The organism is Actinomycetospora aeridis (genome assembly GCF_037400275.1).
GTDB classification, from domain to species: domain Bacteria; phylum Actinomycetota; class Actinomycetes; order Mycobacteriales; family Pseudonocardiaceae; genus Actinomycetospora; species Actinomycetospora aeridis.
This window is the reverse complement of record NZ_JBBEGL010000003.1, coordinates 627093-645762: the sequence shown is the minus strand read 5'-3', so window position 1 is coordinate 645762 and position 18670 is coordinate 627093. Positions and strand designations below refer to the sequence as shown.

General features: G+C 75.3%; 20 protein-coding genes. 10 read left to right on the top strand and 10 right to left on the bottom strand.

The window, feature by feature from the left end; genetic code table 11:
• The first annotated feature begins 4 nt into the window (after window positions 1-4).
• The 3 genes from WCD41_RS13630 to WCD41_RS13620 are packed head-to-tail and all read left to right on the top strand — an operon-like array spanning window position 5 to window position 1732.
• On the top strand, window positions 5-466 hold the full coding sequence (locus tag WCD41_RS13630; RefSeq protein WP_337713959.1) for a helix-turn-helix transcriptional regulator: 462 nt from the start codon (window positions 5-7) through the stop codon (window positions 464-466).
• Window positions 463-891, top strand: coding sequence for a VOC family protein (locus WCD41_RS13625; protein ID WP_337713958.1), 429 nt, complete (start codon window positions 463-465; stop codon window positions 889-891). The genes WCD41_RS13630 and WCD41_RS13625 overlap by 4 nt, the downstream gene beginning before the upstream one ends.
• A gap of 13 nt (window positions 892-904) precedes the next feature.
• Window positions 905-1732 (top strand): class I SAM-dependent methyltransferase, encoded by an 828-nt coding sequence (locus WCD41_RS13620; RefSeq protein ID WP_337713957.1) that lies wholly within the window; start codon window positions 905-907, stop codon window positions 1730-1732.
• A 3-nt stretch (window positions 1733-1735) separates the two neighbouring features.
• Here WCD41_RS13620 and WCD41_RS13615 read toward each other — a convergent pair whose 3' ends face one another.
• From WCD41_RS13615 to WCD41_RS13595, 5 genes are read right to left on the bottom strand one after another with little or no spacing between them, the layout of a single operon-like run.
• Entirely contained in the window at window positions 1736-3037 is a 1302-nt protein-coding gene (locus tag WCD41_RS13615; RefSeq protein ID WP_337713956.1) for a DUF58 domain-containing protein, read from the bottom strand.
• A gap of 10 nt (window positions 3038-3047) precedes the next feature.
• Window positions 3048-4049 (bottom strand): AAA family ATPase, encoded by a 1002-nt coding sequence (locus WCD41_RS13610; protein ID WP_337714225.1) that lies wholly within the window; start codon window positions 4047-4049, stop codon window positions 3048-3050.
• 13 nt (window positions 4050-4062) lie between these two features.
• A complete protein-coding gene (locus WCD41_RS13605; protein ID WP_337713955.1) occupies window positions 4063-5301 on the bottom strand; it encodes a DUF4350 domain-containing protein in 1239 nt (412 codons plus the stop codon).
• The gene (locus WCD41_RS13600) at window positions 5298-5966 is read right to left on the bottom strand and encodes a DUF4129 domain-containing protein (protein ID WP_337713954.1); all 669 of its coding nucleotides are present in this window, start codon (window positions 5964-5966) and stop codon (window positions 5298-5300) included. Before WCD41_RS13600 ends, WCD41_RS13605 begins: the two co-directional genes overlap by 4 nt.
• Entirely contained in the window at window positions 5966-7438 is a 1473-nt protein-coding gene (locus WCD41_RS13595; RefSeq protein WP_337713953.1) for a DUF7847 domain-containing protein, read from the bottom strand. Before WCD41_RS13595 ends, WCD41_RS13600 begins: the two co-directional genes overlap by 1 nt.
• A 123-nt stretch (window positions 7439-7561) precedes the next feature.
• On the opposite strand from WCD41_RS13595, the gene WCD41_RS13590 reads away from it, so the two are divergent.
• Complete coding sequence (locus WCD41_RS13590) at window positions 7562-8152, top strand: putative glycolipid-binding domain-containing protein (protein WP_337713952.1); 591 nt, start codon at window positions 7562-7564, stop codon at window positions 8150-8152.
• Window positions 8153-8203: 51 nt separating this feature from the next.
• On the top strand, window positions 8204-8857 hold the full coding sequence (locus WCD41_RS13585; protein WP_337713951.1) for a TVP38/TMEM64 family protein: 654 nt from the start codon (window positions 8204-8206) through the stop codon (window positions 8855-8857).
• A 10-nt stretch (window positions 8858-8867) separates the two neighbouring features.
• On the opposite strand, the gene WCD41_RS13580 is transcribed toward WCD41_RS13585, so the two are convergent.
• Window positions 8868-9155, bottom strand: coding sequence for a hypothetical protein (locus tag WCD41_RS13580; RefSeq protein WP_337713950.1), 288 nt, complete (start codon window positions 9153-9155; stop codon window positions 8868-8870).
• Between the two features lie 125 nt (window positions 9156-9280).
• Window positions 9281-10792 carry an FAD-dependent oxidoreductase gene (locus WCD41_RS13575; RefSeq protein ID WP_337713949.1) on the bottom strand — a complete coding sequence of 504 codons (1512 nt, stop codon included), beginning with the start codon at window positions 10790-10792 and terminating at the stop codon, window positions 9281-9283.
• A 90-nt stretch (window positions 10793-10882) separates the two neighbouring features.
• Here WCD41_RS13575 and WCD41_RS13570 point away from each other — a divergent pair, with 90 nt between their 5' ends.
• The 3 genes from WCD41_RS13570 to WCD41_RS13560 are packed head-to-tail and all read left to right on the top strand — an operon-like array spanning window position 10883 to window position 13087.
• Window positions 10883-11572 (top strand): ThuA domain-containing protein, encoded by a 690-nt coding sequence (locus WCD41_RS13570; RefSeq protein ID WP_337713948.1) that lies wholly within the window; start codon window positions 10883-10885, stop codon window positions 11570-11572.
• Window positions 11565-12326, top strand: coding sequence for a sugar phosphate isomerase/epimerase family protein (locus tag WCD41_RS13565; protein WP_337713947.1), 762 nt, complete (start codon window positions 11565-11567; stop codon window positions 12324-12326). Before WCD41_RS13570 ends, WCD41_RS13565 begins: the two co-directional genes overlap by 8 nt.
• Window positions 12326-13087 (top strand): SDR family NAD(P)-dependent oxidoreductase, encoded by a 762-nt coding sequence (locus WCD41_RS13560; protein WP_337713946.1) that lies wholly within the window; start codon window positions 12326-12328, stop codon window positions 13085-13087. The genes WCD41_RS13565 and WCD41_RS13560 overlap by 1 nt, the downstream gene beginning before the upstream one ends.
• 54 nt (window positions 13088-13141) lie before the next feature.
• Here the strand turns inward: WCD41_RS13560 and WCD41_RS13555 are convergent, their stop codons facing one another.
• A complete protein-coding gene (locus WCD41_RS13555; RefSeq protein WP_337713945.1) occupies window positions 13142-14020 on the bottom strand; it encodes a TrmB family transcriptional regulator in 879 nt (292 codons plus the stop codon).
• A 29-nt stretch (window positions 14021-14049) separates the two neighbouring features.
• Entirely contained in the window at window positions 14050-14823 is a 774-nt protein-coding gene (locus WCD41_RS13550) for an SDR family NAD(P)-dependent oxidoreductase (protein ID WP_337713944.1), read from the bottom strand.
• Window positions 14824-14965: 142 nt separating this feature from the next.
• Between WCD41_RS13550 and WCD41_RS13545 the strand changes: the two genes are divergently transcribed.
• On the top strand, window positions 14966-16318 hold the full coding sequence (locus tag WCD41_RS13545) for a metal-dependent hydrolase family protein (RefSeq protein WP_337713943.1): 1353 nt from the start codon (window positions 14966-14968) through the stop codon (window positions 16316-16318).
• The gene (locus tag WCD41_RS13540; protein WP_337713942.1) at window positions 16311-17306 is read left to right on the top strand and encodes an amidohydrolase family protein; all 996 of its coding nucleotides are present in this window, start codon (window positions 16311-16313) and stop codon (window positions 17304-17306) included. The genes WCD41_RS13545 and WCD41_RS13540 overlap by 8 nt, the downstream gene beginning before the upstream one ends.
• Here WCD41_RS13540 and WCD41_RS13535 read toward each other — a convergent pair.
• Window positions 17303-18622, bottom strand: a complete 1320-nt coding sequence (locus WCD41_RS13535; RefSeq protein ID WP_337713941.1) for an MFS transporter — start codon at window positions 18620-18622, stop codon at window positions 17303-17305. The two genes, WCD41_RS13540 and WCD41_RS13535, sit on opposite strands and share 4 nt — an antisense overlap.
• Window positions 18623-18670: the final 48 nt, after the last annotated feature.

Below are 18670 nucleotides of genomic sequence, written 5' to 3'. Positions count from 1 at the left end.
GGGGATGAGCGTCCCGGAGGACCTGCTCGTCGGTCTGCGCCGCGCCCGCGACCGCATCGACCGGTACTACGCCGAACCGCTCGACCTCGACGCCCTGGCGGCGACCGCGGGCCTGTCCAAGTACCACTTCCTGCGCTGCTTCGCCCGCACCTACGGCCGCACCCCGCACGCCTACCTCACCGAGCGGCGCGTCGAGCGGGCCCAGGACCTGCTGCGCGCCACCAACCTCACCGTCACCGAGGTCTGCTGGCTGGTCGGCTACTCGGGCCTCGGGTCGTTCTCGACGCGGTTCCGGCGGCTCGTGGGCGCCAGCCCGTCGGAGTACCAGGCGCGCTGGGCCCGCACCGGCCCGCCGCACGTGCCGGGGTGCTTCGTGCTGATGCACGGCCTCCGGGACCGGGCCGGAGGGTCCGCAATTCCCGAGAAGCCGTCGGCGGAGCGCACGCGAGGAGAATCCTCCGCATGATCACCAACATCTCGCTGGTCACGCTGTACGTCACCGACCAGGACGAGGCCAAGAAGTTCTACTGCGACGTGATGGGCTTCGTCGAGGGCACCGACGTCATGCTGGGCGAGGCGTTCCGGTGGGTGACCGTGAAGCACCCGGAGCAGCCCGAGCTCGAGGTGACCCTCATGGTCCCGGGCCCGCCGCTGAACGACGAGATGGCCGGCGCGGTCCGCCGGGCGCTCGCGAGCGGCAGCATGGGCGGCTTCGGCCTCACCACCGACGACTGCCGCGGCGAGTACGAGCGCCTGACGAAGCTCGGCGTCGAGTTCACCCAGGAGCCCGCCGAGCGCCCCTACGGCATCGAGGCCGTGATGCGGGACAACTCCGGCAACTGGCTGGTGCTGGTCGAGTCGCGGGCGTTCAGTCCGGAGGACTTCAGCTGACACGCTGTCGCCCGTGGACGCGCAGCAGGAGCAGACCTCGGCGTGGAACGGCACCGGCGGCAACGCCTGGGTGCGCCTGCAGCCCGTCCTCGACGCGATGTACGCGGGGATCGAGGAGCTCCTCGTCGACCGGGTCGCGGCGGCGGTCACCGGTCCGGCGCCCGTCGTGATCGACGTGGGCTGCGGGACGGGCGCCACGACGCTGGCGATCGCCCGGCGCCTCGGCCCGGCGGCGAGCTGCCGGGGCGTCGACCTGTCCGAGCCCATGGTCGCGCTGGCCCGGACACGGGAGCCGGGGCCGGCGGAGTTCCTCGTCGCCGACGCCGCGCGCCACCCGTTCCCGCCGGGAGAAGCCGACGTGATCGCCTCGCGGTTCGGGGTGATGTTCTTCGACGATCCCGTGGCGGCCTTCGCGAACCTCCGTGCCGCCACCCGCCCGGGCGGGTCACTGCGCGCGATCGTCTGGCGCGGCGCCGCGGAGAACCCCTTCATGACGCGCGCCGTGGAGGCCGCCGCGCCCCTGCTCGACGTGGCGCCCTACGACCCCGACGTGCCTGGCCCCTTCGCCCTCGCGGACACCGACCGGGCCCTCGGCCTGCTGCGGGCCGCGGGCTGGTCGACGGTCACCGCCGACCCCGTCGACGTCGCGTGCGCGCTCCCGGCCGGTGCGCTCGACGCCTACGTGGGCGCGCTGGGGCCGGTCGGGCGCGCGCTCGCGAGCCGCGACGAGGCGACCCGGGACCGCGTCGTCGAGCACCTCCGTCCCGCGTTCGACGAGTTCCGGGTGGGCGACGACATCCGGTTCACCGCGGCCTGCTGGCTCCTGGGGGCCCGGGCGTGATCCTCAGAGCCGTCCCGCGGCCTTGAGCGCCAGGTAGCGGTCGGCGACGGCCGGGGGCAGGTCGTCCGGGGCGGCGTCGACGATCTCCACGCCGCGGCGGGCGAGCCGCTCGGCGGTGCGGCGACGGGCGTCGCGTGCCGCGCCGGCCGCGGCGGCGGTGTAGACCGCCTCGGCGTCACCGCGGCCCGCGGCCATCGTCGCCAGCTCCGGGTCGGCCACCGCGGCGAGCAGCAGCGTGTGCCGACGCAGCAGGGAGCCGAGGACGGGGTCGAGGCCCTCGGTGATCGCGGCCTCCTCGAGCCCGGTCACCAGCACGACGAGGCTGCGCCGTCCCGCCCGCGCGAGCGCCGCCGCGGCGAGCAGGCGCATGTCGGTCTCGACGAGGCGTGGCTCCAGCGGCGCCATGGCGGTGACGAGCGCGGGCAGCAGGTCGCGCTCGGTGGCGCCGAGCACGGACGCGCGGACCTCGCGGTCGAGGGCGAGCAGGTCGACGCGGTCACCCCCGCGCGAGGCGAGGGCGGCGAGCAGCAGGGCGGTGTCGAGGGCGGCGTCGAGCCGGGGTGCGTCCCCGACCCGGCCGGAGGCGCTGCGCCCGGTGTCGATGACGACGAGCACGTGCCGGTCGCGCTCGGGGCGCCAGGTGCGCACGACCAGGTCGTGCGAGCGCGCCGAGGCCCGCCAGTCGATGGAGCGCACGTCGTCGCCCGCGACGTACTCGCGCAGCGAGTCGAACTCGGTACCCGGCCCGCGCACCTGGATCGCCCGGCGCCCGTCGAGCTCGCGGAGCCGGGCGAGCCGTGACGGCAGGTGCCGGCGTGACCCGAAGGCCGGCAGCACCCGCACCCGGGCGGGCACCTCCCGCCGTCCCTGCCGGGCGCCGATCCCGAGGGGGCCGAGCGAGCGGACGGTGACGCGCACCGCGTCACGGTCACCGCGGCGGGTCGGGGTCAGGGTGGTGACGACCCGGCGCCGCTCCCCCGCCGGCACGACGAGCCGGTGCCGGGACGGGACGGCGCCGGCGGACGGCTCCCAGGCGTCGCGCAGCAGGAGGGTGGCGCGGCGGCGGCCCGGGTTGGCGACCCGCAGGGCCATCTCGAGCGAGAGGCCGAGCCGCAGGGTCGTCAGGTCCTCCCGCTCGCGGTCGTAGCGCAGGCTGCGCACCGGCACCGCGGCGAGCGCGTCGACGAGCGCGACCAGCACCAGCACCCCGGACACGACGAGGACGCCCGTGCCCGTGGGTAACGCCAGGCCGACGACCAGCGCGCCCAGCGCGACGAGGAGCGCGAAGCGCCCGGTGACGGCCACGTCCCGCTCCTCAGCGCGGGACCGGCACCGCGCCGAGCACCCCGGACACCACGCCGTCGGCCGTCACGCCCTCCAGCTCGGCCTCGGCGCGCACGGCGACGCGGTGACGCAGCACCGGCAGCGCCAGGGCCTGCACGTCGTCGGGGGTCACGAAGTCGCGGCCGGAGAGCCACGCCCAGCTCCGGGCGGCGAGCAGCAGGGCCGTCGCCCCACGCGGCGACACCCCGAGGCGCAGCGACGGCGACGAGCGCGTCGCCCGGCACAGGTCGACGACGTAGGCGAGGACCTCGGGCCGCGCCGTCACCCGCGACACCGCGGCCCGACCGGCCCGCAGGTGCTCGGGTCCGGCGACGGCGCGGACCCCGGCGGCGGCGAGGTCGCGGGGGTCGAAGCCCTCGGCGTGCCGCTCGAGCATGCGGATCTCGTCGTCGCGGGGCGGCAGGGGCAGCACGAGCTTGAGCAGGAACCGGTCGAGCTGGGCCTCGGGCAGCGGGTAGGTGCCCTCGTACTCGACGGGGTTCTGGGTCGCCGCGACGACGAACGGGTCGGGCAGCGGGCGGGGGATCCCGTCCACCGAGACCTGGTACTCCTCCATCGCCTCCAGCAGCGACGCCTGGGTCTTCGGCGGGGTGCGGTTGATCTCGTCGGCGAGCAGCAGGTTGGTGAACACCGGGCCGGGCCGGAAGGAGAACTCGGCGGACCTCGAGTCGTAGACCAGCGAGCCGGTGACGTCGCCGGGCATGAGGTCCGGGGTGAACTGCACGCGGCGGTCCTCGAGCGAGAGCGCGGCGGCGACCGACCGGACCAGCAGCGTCTTGGCGACGCCCGGCACGCCCTCGAGGAGCACGTGCCGGCGGCTGAGCAGCGCGATGACGAGACCCGTCACCGCGGCGTCGTGGCCGACGACGGCCTTGGCGACCTCGCGGCGCAGGGCCAGCAGCGCGGTGCGCGCCTCGTCGCCGCTGACGCCGCCGCCCGACGTCGTCACGGCCTCGGTGTCCGCCCCTGTCATGAGGACCATCCGATCACGTCGCGCCGCCGTGGTCCGCGTCGCCCCGCACGGCGCGGCGCAGGGCGTCGAGGTCGCCGGCGAGGGCGACCAGGGCCGGGTCGTCGGCGGGCACCGGACCGTCGAGGAGGGTGCCGACGTCGTGGGGCGCCCGCCCGGTGCGGCCCGCGACGGCGTCGACGACGGCGCCCGTCCCGGACCCGCGCGGCACCCCGAGGCGGGCGGCGAGGTCGCGGACCGCGTCGGCCCGCAGGGCGGCGGCGGCCCGGTCGCGGGCCCCGGCCCGCCGGTAGAGCCGGGCGCGTCCCCGGACGGTCTCGCCGGCGGGGACGACCACGGGCAGCGTCTCGGTCACCACCGGCCCGAGCCGCCGGCCCCGCCACAGCGCCACCGCGATGCCCGCGACGAGCAGCTGCACCGGCCCCCAGATCCAGCCGGCCGGCAGCAGCTCGGACGTGCTGCGCTCCTGCCCCGGCTCGGCCGGGGGCGGCACGGGGAGGTACCAGAACAGGTCGGGGTGGGCGCCCAGCAGGTTGAGCGCGAGGGCGGCGTTGCCGCGCTCGTCGAGGGCGTCGTTGGTGAACGGGGTCGCGTCGCCGACGACCGTGACCGAGCGCCCCCGGTCGCGGACCGCGACCAGCGAGGCCGCCGACGGGGCCCCGGACTCGACGGTGGTCGGGTAGCACCGCTGCGTCGAGGACGGGACCGGGGCGAGGGCGGCGTCGGTGGTGTAGGCGGCGCCGGCGAGGTCGACGGGCCCGGCGCGCAGCGCGGCGGGGAGCGTGCACGCGGGGTCGGTCGGCTCGGGCAGCTCGATCGGGTCGGTGCGCACGCCGGGGGCGAGCGTGTCGAGGGAACGCTCGTCGGGACGCAGGAGGACGAGGTCGGCGCCCGAGGCGGCGAGGGCGTCGCGCTGGCGGGTGCTCATCCGCTCGGGGAACGCGACGAGGACCGTGGTCCCGGGGGCCGCGGTGGCGGGGTCGAGGTCGTCGACCGCCCGCACCCGCACCCCCTGGTCCGCCAGCACGTTCGCCAGGGCCATCGCGCCTTCCGGTGACGCACCCTCAGGGCTGAGGTCACCGATCCGGGGCGCGGCGCCGAGCACGGCGGCGAGCAGGGCCGTGCCGAGCACCAGCGCCGCGACGATCACCGGGGCGCGCCAGCGCCGGCGCCCCGCCGGGCCGCCTTCCGCTGTCTCTTGAGCAACGAACGCGCTGTTCGCTGCTTCTAGGCGCCGGAAGTCCGCGTTGATCACGCCGAGGTCACCGCTCGGGTCCCCGCCACGGCCGCGTCGATCTCGCGCAGCCGCGCGTCGGCGGCGGCGTCGGCGGCGCGGCCGCCGTACACGGTCTCGTCGAACCGCCGGGCAGCCTCGAGCAGCGCCTCCGCGACGGGCGGCAGGGCCCGCCCGCCCTCGCGGGCGGCGTCGCCGGCGGTGCGGCCCTGGCGCGCCTCGAGGATCGTCCGCTCCTCCAGCGACCGCACGATCGCGCGCATCCGCTCCCGCACGGCGTCGTCGTAGCGGCCCGCGGCGGCGTGGCCGTCGGCGAGGCGGCGGTGCTCGTCGGCGGTGCGATCCGTCCCACCCAGCACGGCGCCGGGCGCCGCAGCCGTGCGGGCGAGACGGCCGAACCGCCGGCGCACCACGACCACGACGACGACCAGCAGCACGAGGAGCACCAGCAGCCCCCAGCCGCCGCCCGGGGAGACCCCGGACGCGGCGCGCAGCAGGTCCTCCAGGCGACGCACGATCCAGCGCAGCGCCATCTGGAGGAGATCGGGCGCCGCCTCCTGGTAGACGCGGCCGGAGAGCTCCTCGCGGGCGAGGTCGCGGGCGGGGTCGGCGCCGATGTCGATCGGGACCGCGACCGGGAGCGGCGCCCCGGGCGGCGCCGGGACCGCGGGCCCGACCGGGCTCATCAGCGGGGCCCGACCGCGGCCCGCTGCAGCTCGATGTCGAAGCCCTCGCGGCGCATGCGCTGGTCGACGTAGAGCAGTCCGGTGACCCCGGACTGGAACGGCGTCGTGAGCGTGCTCGCGATGATGGCGCCGAGGGAGGTCAGGAGCAGGAGCGGGATCGGCATGGACGCCGCGCCCGCGGCGCCACCGGCCGTGCTGAACGCGGCCACGCCGCCGACGATGGAGAACGGGATGGCGATCACGGCGGCGACGAAGAACGCGATGATCCCGGCGAGCAGCTGGATGCCGAACACCGGCCACCAGCGGCCCTTGACGAGGAACCACGACCGGCGCAGCGCGTCGGTGACGCCGACCCCCTCCAGCACGTAGGCGGGCGACGACAGCGACAGCGACACCCCGACCCACAGCAGGACCACGAACGCGGCGATCACGCCGAGGGCGATGACGATCCCGCCGAGCGTCGGGTCGACCAGCAGGAGCAGCAGCCCGGGCACGGCCCCGACGAGCACGATCCCGATCGCGATCAGCGCGATGAGCAACGACAGCCCGATCACGCCCAGGATCCGCGGCTGCGCGGCCTGCCACGCCTCGTTGCCGTTGACGGGCGCGCCGAGCACCGACCGGCTGATGATGACCATGAGGATGCCGGTGAGCACCGACGCGGCCACGAGTGTGACCACTCCCGACACCAGCGAGGAGACGCTCGAGCCGGCCAGCTGCGTCGTGATCCGCGACAGGTCCGCCGAGCCGCCGAGCGACGACGTCGGCGACGCCGCGGGGACCAGCAGCGTCAGCAGCAGCTGTGTCAGCGTGCTGACCACCGCGACCACGGCCGACCACCCCAGCACGATCTTCGGGTGCGCGCGGATGTAGCCCAGCGCGCCGTCGAGGACCTCACCGAGCGCGAGGGGGCGCAGGGGGACGATGCCGGGCTTCGGGGCCCGGGGCGGCAGACCGCCGAACCCGGGCTGGCCGAACCCGGGCTGCTGGCCGTAGCCGGGCTGCTGGCCGTAGCCGGGCTGCTGGCCGTAGCCGGGCTGCTGGCCGTAGCCGGGCTGCTGGCCATAGCCCGGTTGCTGGCCATAGCCCGGTTGCTGGCCGTACCCCGGCTGCCCGTATCCCGGTTGCTGGCCATAGCCCGGTTGCTGGCCGTATCCCGGTTGCTGGCCGTAGCCCGGTTGCTGGCCGTAGCCCGGTTGCTGGCCATATCCCGGTTGCTGGCCATATCCGGGCTGCTGGCCATATCCGGGCTGCTGGCCATATCCCGGTTGCTCGGCTGAGCCCGGCTGCGCGAACCCGCCCGCGGCGCTCGTGGTCGGGCGCTCACCGGGATCCCAGGCCGGGACCGAGGACGCGCCGGGCGTCCCCTTCGGCGGGGTCGGCTCACCGGTGCCGCCGGACGACTCGCCGGACGACCCTTCGGGCGACCCTTCGGGCGACCCTTCGGACGCTCCGGACGACGGACCACTCACCAGGGCACGCTCCCCTCTCCGCGCCGGTGACTCCCCGCGCCGAACCCGTGACGCCGTGATCGTGCCACGCGCCGGGGTACGGCACGCGCGAACGCACGTCACCGTGTCTGCCACGATCCCCCGGTGGCCCTGCACTCCGCGATGTGGCGACGGCTCGACGTCTCCGACGGCCTGGCCCACGGCGCCCTCTCCGACTACACCCCGGACGCGACGTTCCCCGACGGCGCCCACCTGCTCGACGGGTCGGCCGTCATGCGCGACGACGCGGGGCCGTGGTCGCTGCGGTTCTCGGTGGTGGCCGACCGGTCGTGGCTGACCCGCACGGTGTTCGTCGAGGTGCTCGCCGACGACGGGCTGGAGCGGGTCACCCTCGAGGTCGACCAGCTCGGCGACTGGTCCCTCGACGGGCGGCCGTGGCCCGAGCTGCGGGGCTGCACCGACGTCGACGTCTCGGCGACCCCGTTGACGAACGCGCTGCCCGTCCGGCGTCTGGGGCTGCCGGTCGGCGCCGAGGCCGCCATCGACGTGGCGTGGCTCGACGTCCCCTCGCTCGCGGTGCACCGCGTGCGCCAGGTCTACCGCCGGGGTCCCGACGACGCCCGCGGCCTCCACACCTACACCTACGCCGACCCGACGTACGGCGAGTTCGGCATCACGGTCGATCCCGTCGGCCTCGTCGTCGCCTACCAGGGCCTGTTCACGCGCGTCGCCTGAGTACCCTCGATCGGGACATCCGCAGGAGCACGACGGGAGCGCACACAGACCGTGGCCCGCCTGCGTCTGTCATCCGGCCGCGCCCGGTGGGTCCTGCTGGCCAGCCTCCTGCTCGTGGCCGCCGTCGTCGCCGTCACCGTCCCGCTGCCGACGCCGCTGGAGCTGCGCGACCGGGTCGCCGCGCTCGGCGCCTGGGCACCGGTGACGTTCCTGCTGGTCCACACCGTGGTGACGACGACGCCGGTGCCCCGCACGGCGTTCTCCCTGTCGGCCGGGCTGCTCTTCGGGCCGTGGCTGGGGCTCGCGCTGTGCCTCGTCGCGAGCGTCGTGTCGGCCGCCGCGGCGTTCGCCGTGTCGCGGCGCCTCGGCGGGCGGGCCGTGCAGCGGCTCGGTCCGGGCCGCGTGCGGATGCTCGAGGAGCGGCTCAGCGCCCGCGGGCTGCTCGCCGTGGTCTCGGCCCGCTTCGTGCCCTTCATCCCGTTCGCGCCGCTGAACTACACGTTCGGGGTGACGAGCGTGCGGTGGCGGCACTACCTCGTCGGCACGGCCGTCGGGCTGGTGCCGGGGACGGCGGCGGTGGTGCTGTTCGGCGACGCCGTCACGGGCTCGCTCTCACCGGGCATGCTGGCCGTCTTCGCGGTCAGCGGGGCGCTCGGGGTGATCGGCGTGTGGCTCTGCGCGCGCACACCCGCCGACCCCGCCTGACGGCCGGGACTCAGCCGCCGGGCGCCGGCGAGGGCGCGGGCTCCTCGGCCGGCTCCGGCGCCTCGGCGCTCGTCCGCGGCGGCTCCGCGGGACCGATCGGCTCGGGACCGGGGGTGATGACGCCCGGCTGCGGCGAGGGACCGGGCGGCGGGAAGCCCTCGGTGGAGTAGTCGTTGGGGCTCGACGGTGACCCCGGGGCGGGCTCGGCGGGGAACACGCAGGCGCTCAGGGCCACGCCCGCGGCGAGCAGCACGCCCACCAGCGCCGCCGTGCCCCTGGCCGTCCGTCGGTTCGCCACTGCAGGTCCTCCCGGGTCACGCACCGGTCCTCCGCCGGCGGCGCGCAGACGGTATCGCGTCCCCACCCTCGTCGCCGTGCTCGCCCCATGTGAGCGATCTTCGGTGCTATAGCCCCGAAGTTCGCTCACGTACGGGGCGCGAGGACCCCGCGGGGGCGGATCGAGCGGATCGGTTCGGGGGCGGCGCCCTCCTCGCGGAGCACATCGTTGACGGCGGTCAGCGCCGTGACCGTGGCGCGCTCCATCAGCGCCGACGGCACGTCGCTCGCCACCCAGTCCCCGGCCAGGCGCAGGCCCCGCGCGTCGGTGAGGACGCCGGGGCGCACCAGGTGGTAGCCGGGGTCGAAGCCCGGCGCGTTCGCGTACCGGTGGCTCTCGGCGTGCAGCACCCGCAGGTCGGCGGCCTCCGGCCACAGCGCGGCGAGCTCCTCGCGCATCGCCACGACGAGCTCGTCGACCGACTCCCCCGGCGGGCAGGCGTACGAGTGCAGCTCGACCACGGATCCCCCGCGGTCGCGCGCCCACCGCGCCGAGGCGCCCTCGAGGCGGTGGAACAGCGTCACCGAGTCGAGGACGCGTTCGCGGGTCACGCCGGTGAACACCGCCCGCCCCGGGTCGACGTCGCCCTCGCAGAACAGGCGGGTGACGACGTAGGGCTCGCCGCCGGGCAGCGCGGAGATCCGCCGCGCGAGCCCCGGCGCCGCCGCGACGAGCTCGGGCGACGCGGCGATCAGGTCCCGGGTGGCCGGGACGTCGGTGGCCACCACGAGGTGGCGGGCGTGGCGGGCGGGCTCGCCCTCGACGTCGACCGCCCAGCCCCGCGCACCGTCGGGGCGCAGCGACACCGCCCGCGCGCCGGTGGTCACCGTCGCCCCGTGCTTCTCGAGCAGCCGCGTGAACGGCTCCCAGAGCGTCGTGCGGTAGTCGTCGTCCGGGGCGTCCATGCCCAGGCCCTCGGGGTTCGCGGTGAAGTAGAAGTGGCACATGGCCAGGAACTCCGCCGCCGAGTAGCGCTGCTCGAGGTTGAAGAACGAGTGCGCGAAGACCTCGAAGAGCATCGCCCGGCCGCGGTCGGAGAAACCGAGGCCGTCGAGCAGCTCGGCGGCGCTGCGGTGGTCGTGCTCGGCGAACGTGCGGACCGGGTCGTAGCGCAGCATCGCCAGCGCCTCGTCGGCGTCGACGTGGCGCAGCTCGCGCAGCTTGAAGCTGGGACTGCGCAGCACGAGCGCGACGAGGTTGAGCAGCGGGGTGCGGGGCAGCGCGGTGAAGTCCTCGGACTCCCAGCCCACCGACGGGCGGCTCGCGATGGGGTAGCCGCCGACGTCGCGCAGGAAGCCGAGGTCGGGGTCGAGGCGGCGCAGGACGTCGCGCAGGTTGTAGTACTGCCGGAAGAAGCCGTGGTACCCGTGCTCGACGACCACCTCGGAGCCGTCGGGCAGGCGCCGGTCCCAGGTGCCGAGACGCCCGCCCAGGTGTGGCGCCGCCTCCAGCAGCTCGACGCGCACGCCGCGCTCGGCGAGCACGAGGGCGGCGCTCACCCCGGCGATCCCGCCGCCGACGACGAGGGCCGTGGCGTCCGGTCCCACGCGGTGCGGGAGGTCGGGGCGCGCGGCGACGGCGTGGTGGGGAGCGAACACGGCTACCGACCCTATCCGCGCGACCGCCACCAGGCCGTACGATCCACTAGTGGTGAAGCGACTGACGACGCTGACGACGGGAGTGGGCTCGTGCGCGCTGTGGTGCTGTCCGGAGGTCTGACCCACGACTTCCCGGCCACGACGTCCTGCCTCACCGGGCTGCTCGCCCCGCTCGGGGTCGAGTCGGAGGTCCACGAGGGCGTCGACGACGCGTTCCTCGCCCTGCCCGGCGCCGACGTCCTCGTGGTCAACGCGCTGCGCTGGACCATGACCGGGCCCGGCGTGCCCGACCGCTACCGCGAGCAGGCCGGCGCGGAGGGCGCGAGCCCGTCGGACGCGGCCCGCGCCGCGTTCGCGGGTCACCTCGCCGCCGGCGGCGGCGTGCTCGCGATGCACACCGCGGCCCTGTGCTTCGACGACTGGCCCGCCTGGGCCGACGCGCTCGGCGCGCGGTGGGTCTGGGGACGCTCGCAGCACCCGCCCCTCGGGCCCGAGATCGACGTGACGGTCCGCGGTGACGACCCCCTGGTCCGCGACGTCGACGACTTCTGCCTGGTCGACGAGGTCTACGGCGACATGGAGCTCGCCGACGACCTGACCCCGCTCCTCGAGGCTCCCCAGCCCGGCCCCGACGGGCGCGTCATGCCGCTGTTCTGGGCCCGTCAGCACGGCGGCGGGCGGGTTGTCTACGACGCGCTCGGGCACCACCCGCCGTCGTACGCCGTGCCCGAGCACGCGGAGATCGTCCGCCGCGCGGCGCGCTGGGCGCTCGGTGCCTGACCACCCGCTGTCGCTGTCCGCCGGCTGCGTCCTCGACCTGGAGCCGGCCGAGGTCGTGGCGGTCGCGGCCGCGAGCGGCTACGCCCTGGCCGGGGTCCGCCTCGCCGACCCCCGGGCGCAGCGTGACGGCGTCGCCCGGGCGCTCGCCGAGCACCCGGTGGGGCTGCTCGACGTCGAGGTCGTCCGGCTCGGCGCCGGCCCGCCGGGCGATCACGAGCGGGCCCTGGCCGACGTCGCCGGCGAGCTCGGGGCCCGCTTCCTGCTGACCGTCTCCGACGAACCGGACGAGGACGTGACCACCGCGCGCGTCGCCGAGCTGGTGTCCCTGCTGCGCGGCTCGCCCACCCGGGTCGCCCTCGAGCCGATGCGGTTCACCGGCGTCCGGACCCGCGACGCCGCCGAGCGGATCGCCAGGACAGCCGGCGCGACGGTCCTGCTCGACCCCCTGCACCTGCACCGCGCGGGTGACGACCTCGCCCGCCCCGCCGACCCCGCCCTGACCGGGTACGCGCAGCTCACCGACATCGCCGACCCGACCTCGACGCCGCCGGATCCCGCGCACGAGGCCCGTCACGACCGCGTCCCGCCGGGCCACGGCGGGCTGGACCTCGGCGCCTTCGCCGCCGGTCTGCCCGCGGGCGTCCCGCTCGCCGTCGAGGTCCAGTCCGACCGGCTGGCGGCGACGACCGCACCCCTGGAGCGGGCGCTGATGCTGCGGCTCGCCGCCGAGACCACGCTGAGAGGAACCGCCTGATGGCCCGACCGATCGCCGGCACGTCCGTCCTGGTCACCGGAGGGGGCTCGGGCATCGGCGAGACCGTCGTGACCCGTCTGGCCGCCGCCGGGGCGCGGGTCACGCTCACGGGCCGGCGGGCCGGGAAGATCGCTGCCGTGGCGGAGCGCTCGGGCGCCCGGCCGGTGGCGGGCGACGTCACCGTCGACGCCGACCGTCGCGCGATGGTCGACGCGGCCGTCGAGCACGGCGGCGGGCGGCTCGACGCGGTCGTGCACGCCGCCGGGAACATGTACCGGGGCCCGCTCGCGGAGCTCACCGAGCAGGGGCTGCACGACGTGTTCGCCTCCAACACGATCGGCCCGATACTGCTCACGGGCCTCGCGCTCCCCCACCTCGTCGCGTCCCGCGGCGCGGTGGTGTTCTTCGGTTCGGTGCACACCCAGCGGGCCTTCCCGGGGGCGTCGCCCTACGCGGCCACGAAGGGCGCGCTGGAGACGCTGACCGGGGTGCTCGCCGCCGAGCTGGGCCCGCAGGGCGTGCGCGTGGGCTGCGTGCGCCCCGGCGGCGTGCTCACCGAGATCAACCAGCGGGCGGGGGTGTTCGACGACGCCACCGCGGCCGAGCGCATGGAGGCCCTCGGGCCGGCCCACGCCCTCGGGCGGCCGGGCACGACCGACGAGGTCGCCGAGGCCGTCGAGTACCTGCTCGGCGCGGAGTGGGTGACCGGCACCGTGCTCACCGTCGACGGCGGGCTGGGCCTGGGCGTGACGAACGCCTGACCCGTACGTGAGCACTTTCCGGGCCCATGGGCCCGGAAAGTGCTCACATGGGTCCTAGCGGCGCCGGCGGCGGGCGGCCGGCGCCTCGCGCCCGCCCAGCTTGAGCAGCGCCGCGGGGATGCCGTGGTCGGCGCGCAGCCGCGCGATCGCCGGGTCGTTCGCCCAGAACGTCTCGAAGTCCTCGGGGGCGAGCTTCTCGGCGATGAGGTGCATGGCGATGTCGTGGCGCACGTACTCCACGGCGACCAGCACGACGGCCGGGTCGTCGGTGAACACGCCCCACGCGTCGTCCCCCACCACCCCGCCGATGACGGCCTGCTCGCGGTCGGCGGCGACCACCATGAGCCGGCAGCCGAGGTTCTCCAGGGCGACGTCCGGGCTCGAGAAGCGGTGCACCGTGGTGCTCCCGACCGGCTCGGCGTCCTCGCCGAAGCTCACCACCGAGACGTCGACGCCCTCGTTCTCCGCGCGGCGGGCCGCGGCCTTGAGCGGCGTGATCTCGGCGGGCCAGCCGGAGAGGAACAGGTCGTTGCGGGCCGCGCCGACGACGTCCTCGGCCCGCGCGAGCAGGCCGTCGCGGTCGGTGAGGTTGTGGACGATGCGCACCTGCGGCGGGACGGCGAGGCGCGGCAGCTCGGTGCCGAGGGCGTCCATCGACGCGTCGAACTCCCGGCGCATCCGCTCGAGCAGGGACGCGGGCGGCAGCGAGAGGTAGCCGACGCTGGCGTCGCCGGTGTGCACCTCGTAGGCGGCGCCGCGGCCGACGAGCTTGCCGAGCGTCTCGTAGACGGTGCTGCGCGGCACCCCCGAGCGCTTCGCGACCTCGTAGCCGTTGAGCGGCGTCCCGGCGGCCACCAGGGCGACGTAGGCCTTGGCCTCGTAGCCCGACATGCCGAGACGACCCAGCTCGTCGATGACGCTCTGCTGCGACATGGCTCCCATCGTTCCAGGTCGGCGACCGGTCAGTCGGCAGGCGCGTCGCTGCGCGCCCGGGGCATCGCGTTGAGCGCGCCCCGGGTGATCCCGCCGTCGACCGCGAGGGTCTGACCGGTGACGTACGCGGCCTTCTCGGAGCCGAGGAAGAGCACGGTCTCGGCGACGTCCTGCGCGGTGCCGAGCCGGCCCAGCGGGACGCGCCCGGAGCGCAGCCGCCGCACCTCGGGGTCGGCGTAGATCGCGTCGGACATGCCGGCGTCGATGAGACCCGGCGCGACGGCGTTGACGCGGATGCCGTGGGCGCCCCACTCGAGGGCCATGTGCTCGGTGAGCATCACGACGCCGGCCTTGGAGGACGTGTAGGCCCCGGCCCCGGGCGCGGCGGCGAGCCCGTTGATCGAGGAGATGTTGACGATGGCGCCGCCGACCGACTCCGCGATCATCCGCGCCGCCGCCACCCGGGCGACGAGAAAGGTCCCGGTGAGGTTGACGTCGAGGGCGGCCCGCCAGTCGGCCGCCGCCAGGTCGAGCAGCGGGCCGAAGCGCACGATGCCGGCGTTGTTGACCACCAGCGAGGGCGCCGCCGGCAGCTCCGAGACCGCCGAGCGCACCGAGCTCTCGTCGGTGACGTCCACGGCCATCGGCACGCACGCCTCACCGATCTCGTCGGCGACGGCGCGGACGGCCTCCCGGTCGAGGTCCCACGCCGCGACCCGGTAGCCCTCCTTGGCCGCGTGCCGGGCCAGGACGGCGCCGATCCCCCGGCCCGCTCCGGTGATCACTGCCCACGTCGTCGTCACGGTAACGACGCTAGTGCCGCTGATCGGTCGCGTCCATCACCCGACGCAGGTTCGCTCTTGTGCGAGACTGAGACCCAGCGCACGGCGCGACCAGCCATAGTCGTCAGCTTCCTGACGGCGCACCGACGGAGAGGCGCGGACGATGGCCAGCATCCTGATCCACGGCGGCACGGTCGTCGACGGCACCGGTGCGCCGGCCCGGCCCGGGGAGGACGTCCTGGTGCGCGACGGCCGCATCGCGGCCCTCGGCGCGGACGCCGCGGCCGGCGCCGACGAGGCCACCGAGCGCGTCGACGCCGCCGGGAAGACGGTGATGCCCGGCCTCATCGACGCCCACACCCACCTCACCTTCGGCGAGCCGACCGGCAACGACGAGCTGTTCAACCACCGCACCGAGGCCTACAGCTCGATGCTCTCGGCCTACAACGCCCGCAAGGTGCTGCGCGCCGGGGTCACGAGCGTCCTCGACGCCGACTGCCTGTGGAACATCGGCTGCGAGCTGCGCGACGCGATCGACGCCGGGATCGTCGAGGGCCCGCGGATGCGCGCCGGCGGCCAGGCGCTGATGACGATGCTCGGTGGCACGGCCGGCCGCATGATCAAGGACGAGGGCACCACCGGCTACGCCACGGTGGTCACCGGCCGGGACGTGATGGTCAACGAGATCCGCCGCCAGATCAAGTACGGCGTCGACTGGATCAAGATCATGGTGACGGGGCTGATCCCGTCGATGAAGGGCCCCGAGGTCAAGGTCTGGAACATCGACGAGCTGCGCACCGTCTGCGACACCGCCCACGAGCTGAACACCAAGGTCGTCGCGCACTGCCGCAACTCCGACTCCACGCGCGACGCGGCGCGCGCCGGCGTGGACCTGATCTACCACGCCTCCTACCTCGACGACGAGGCCATCGAGGCCGTCGTCGAGGCCGGGGCGTCGATGTGCCCGACGTTCACGCTGCTCGGCAACCTCGCCGACTACGGCGCGCGCATCGGCACGGCCCCCGAGCTCCTGGACGTGTTCCGCGCCGAGATCGAGGTGACGGCCAAGCAGCTCACCAAGGCGCACGCCGCCGGGGTCCGGTTCCTCACCGGCTCGGAGACCGGGTTCGCGGTGACACCGGTCGGCGAGTGGCACGCCCGCGAGCTGGAGATGTTCGTCGACTACATGGGCATGACGCCGATGGAGGCCATCGTCGCCGCCACCCGCAACGGCGCCTTCGCCATGCGCATGGAGGGCGAGATCGGGACGCTCGAGACCGGCCGGATCGGCGACGTGCTCGTCGTCGACGGCGACCCGCTGCGCGACGTCCGGGTGCTGCAGGACAAGGAGAGGATCGTCGAGGTGATCAAGGGCGGGAAGCGCACCGACCTGGTCACGCCGATCCCCGAGCACAAGCAGCGCGCCTCCGACCAGGTCCGCTTCCTGGCCGCCTGCCCATTGACGCGCTCGCTCGCGCTCACCGAGGAGCAGCTCGAGCGCATGTCGCATGTCTGAGATCCTGGACGTGCACGCACACGCCGTCCTGCGCTCCTCCGAGGGCGCGGCCGGTCCGGCCGGCCCGGAGCTGGGGACGACGCAGGACGGGCGGCCGTTCTACCGCGTCGGCGACTACGTCCTGCACGGAGTGCGCTACGAGGGCAGCCCGTTCATGGACGTCGACCGGCGGCTGGCCGCGATGGACGCCGCCGGCATCGGACGTCAGCTCCTGTCCCCCAACCCGCTGACGTACTTCGGCGACCTGCCCGTCGACGACGCCGTCGCCTTCGCGCGCCGGCACAACGACGGCCTCGCCACGCTCGTCGCCGAGCACCCCGACCGCCTCCTCGCGGCCGCCCAGCTGCCCGTCCAGGACGTCGCGGCGTCGGTCGCCGAGGCACGCCGCGCGGTCCGCGACCTCGACATGAGCGCGCTCTACCTCGACACCGACCCGGCCGGCCGGACCCTCGACGACCCTGCCCTCGACCCGTTCTACGAGGCGGTCGTCGAGCTCGACGTCCCGCTGTTCGTGCACCCCTCGCCCCTCGGTCCCGACGGCCCGCCGGCCGACCCGCGGCTGCGCCGGTTCGACCTCGACCTGCAGTGCGGCTTCGCGTACGACGAGACGCTCGCGGTCGCCGCGCTGGTCTTCGGCGGCGTCCTCGAGCGCCACCCGGGCCTCGACGTGTGCCTGTCGCACGGGGGCGGCGCCGCCGCGTTCCTGGCGGGGCGCTTCGCCCGGGCCGCCCGCAAGCGCCCCTGGGCGTCCGACGCGCTGCGCGAGCAGGGCTTCGAGGCGTTCTTCCGCCGGCTCTGGCTCGACGTCCACGTGCACGACGAGGGCTCGCTCGACCTGCTCGCGACGAAGGCCGACCGCACCCGCCTGGTGTTCGGCACCAACTTCGCCGGCTGGGACTCCGACGCCGACGACACCCCGACCGGGACCTGGGGCAAGGAGCTGACGGCGAACGCCGAGCGGCTGCTGCGGCTCACGCCCGCCTCCTAGGTCGGGAGGGGCCTGCGCGCCGTCTCCCTGAGCGCGAGCACCGCCGGCAGCGACAGCACCGCCAGGACCATGACGTAGTACGCGCCGACCATCGTCGACCCGGTGACCCCGCCCAGCCACGTCAGCAGGTACGGCGCGGAGCCGCCGAAGAGCGCGACCGACAGGTTGTAGGTGATGCCGTGGCCGCTCACCCGCACCCGGGTCGGGAAGAGCTCGACGAGCGCGGCGTTGATCACCGCGGCGTAGGCGCCGGCCAGCAGCCCGAACAGCACCAGCCCGCACGCGATCAGCCCGAACGTCCCGGACGTGATGAGCAGGAAGCTCGGGTAGGACAGGACGAGCAGGCCCACGACGCTCGCGAGCAGCACCCTCCGGCGCCCGATGCGGTCGGAGAGCCAGGCCCCGCCGACCTCGGCGACCAGGCACGCCGCCAGCGCGATCACCGACGGCGCGAAGGCCTGCAGTCCCGAGAGCTCGAGGCTGCGGGTCGCGAAGCTCGGGAGGTAGCCGACGATCATGTAGAACGACGACGCGTTCGCCGCGACCAGGAAGAACGCGATCAGGAGCAGGCGGCGCTGCTCGCGGCCGGCGAGGGCCGCGCGAACCGGGTTCGCGGCCCGGTTGCGCTCCTCGCGCAGCGCGAGGAAGTACGGCGTCTCGTCGAGCTTCTGGCGGATGTAGAGGCCGACGAGGCCGAGCGGCAGCGCCACCAGCAGCGGGACCCGCCAGCCCCAAGCCTGCATCTGCTCGGTGGAGAGGGTCAGCAGCAGGACCCCGGGGATCAGGCTGCCCAGGAGGGTCCCGACGACTGCGCCGACCGAGATCATCCCGACGAAGAAGCCGCGGCGGTGCTGGGGCGCGTGCTCGGCGACGAACGAGACCGCCCCGGAGATCTCGCCGCCCGCCGAGACGCCCTGGACGAACCGCAGGAGCACGAGCAGCGCCGGCGCGGCCAGTCCGATCGCCGCGTAGCCCGGGAGCACGCCCATCAGCGCCGTGGCCGCGGACATCAGCAGCACCGTCAGCGCGAGGGTGCGCTTGCGCCCGATTCGGTCGCCGACCGCGCCCCACACGAAGCCGCCGAGCGGGCGGGCGAAGAACGCGACGGCGAACACCGCGAGCGTCGAGAGCAGCGCCGTCGTCGGGTCGACCGCGGGGAAGAACACCGCCGCGAGCGTCGTCGCGAGCACCGCGTAGACGGAGAACTCGTAGAACTCGACGAGCGAGCCGATCACGCCGCCGGCGAGCAGGCGCCGCAGCGCCCGCCGGGTCGTGGCGTCGTCGGCGGCCGGGGGTGCGGTCGATCCCGTGGACATGCGCGCTCCCCGTGACGTCGTCGTGGCGGAGGGTAGACGTTAGGGAGC

Excerpts from the sequence above, each read along its gene's own strand:
- WCD41_RS13630 (WP_337713959.1), top strand. The coding sequence starts at position 5 with ATGAGCGTCCCGGAGGACCTGCTCGTCGGTCTGCGCCGCGCCCGCGAC.
- WCD41_RS13625 (WP_337713958.1), top strand. The coding sequence starts at position 463 with ATGATCACCAACATCTCGCTGGTCACGCTGTACGTCACCGACCAGGAC.
- WCD41_RS13560 (WP_337713946.1), top strand. The coding sequence starts at position 12,326 with ATGGCCCGACCGATCGCCGGCACGTCCGTCCTGGTCACCGGAGGGGGC.
- WCD41_RS13540 (WP_337713942.1), top strand. The coding sequence starts at position 16,311 with ATGTCTGAGATCCTGGACGTGCACGCACACGCCGTCCTGCGCTCCTCC.
- WCD41_RS13555 (WP_337713945.1), bottom strand. The coding sequence starts at position 14,020 with ATGTCGCAGCAGAGCGTCATCGACGAGCTGGGTCGTCTCGGCATGTCG.
- WCD41_RS13610 (WP_337714225.1), bottom strand. The coding sequence starts at position 4,049 with ATGACAGGGGCGGACACCGAGGCCGTGACGACGTCGGGCGGCGGCGTC.
- WCD41_RS13535 (WP_337713941.1), bottom strand. The coding sequence starts at position 18,622 with ATGTCCACGGGATCGACCGCACCCCCGGCCGCCGACGACGCCACGACC.
- WCD41_RS13545 (WP_337713943.1), top strand. The coding sequence starts at position 14,966 with ATGGCCAGCATCCTGATCCACGGCGGCACGGTCGTCGACGGCACCGGT.
- WCD41_RS13600 (WP_337713954.1), bottom strand. The coding sequence starts at position 5,966 with ATGAGCCCGGTCGGGCCCGCGGTCCCGGCGCCGCCCGGGGCGCCGCTC.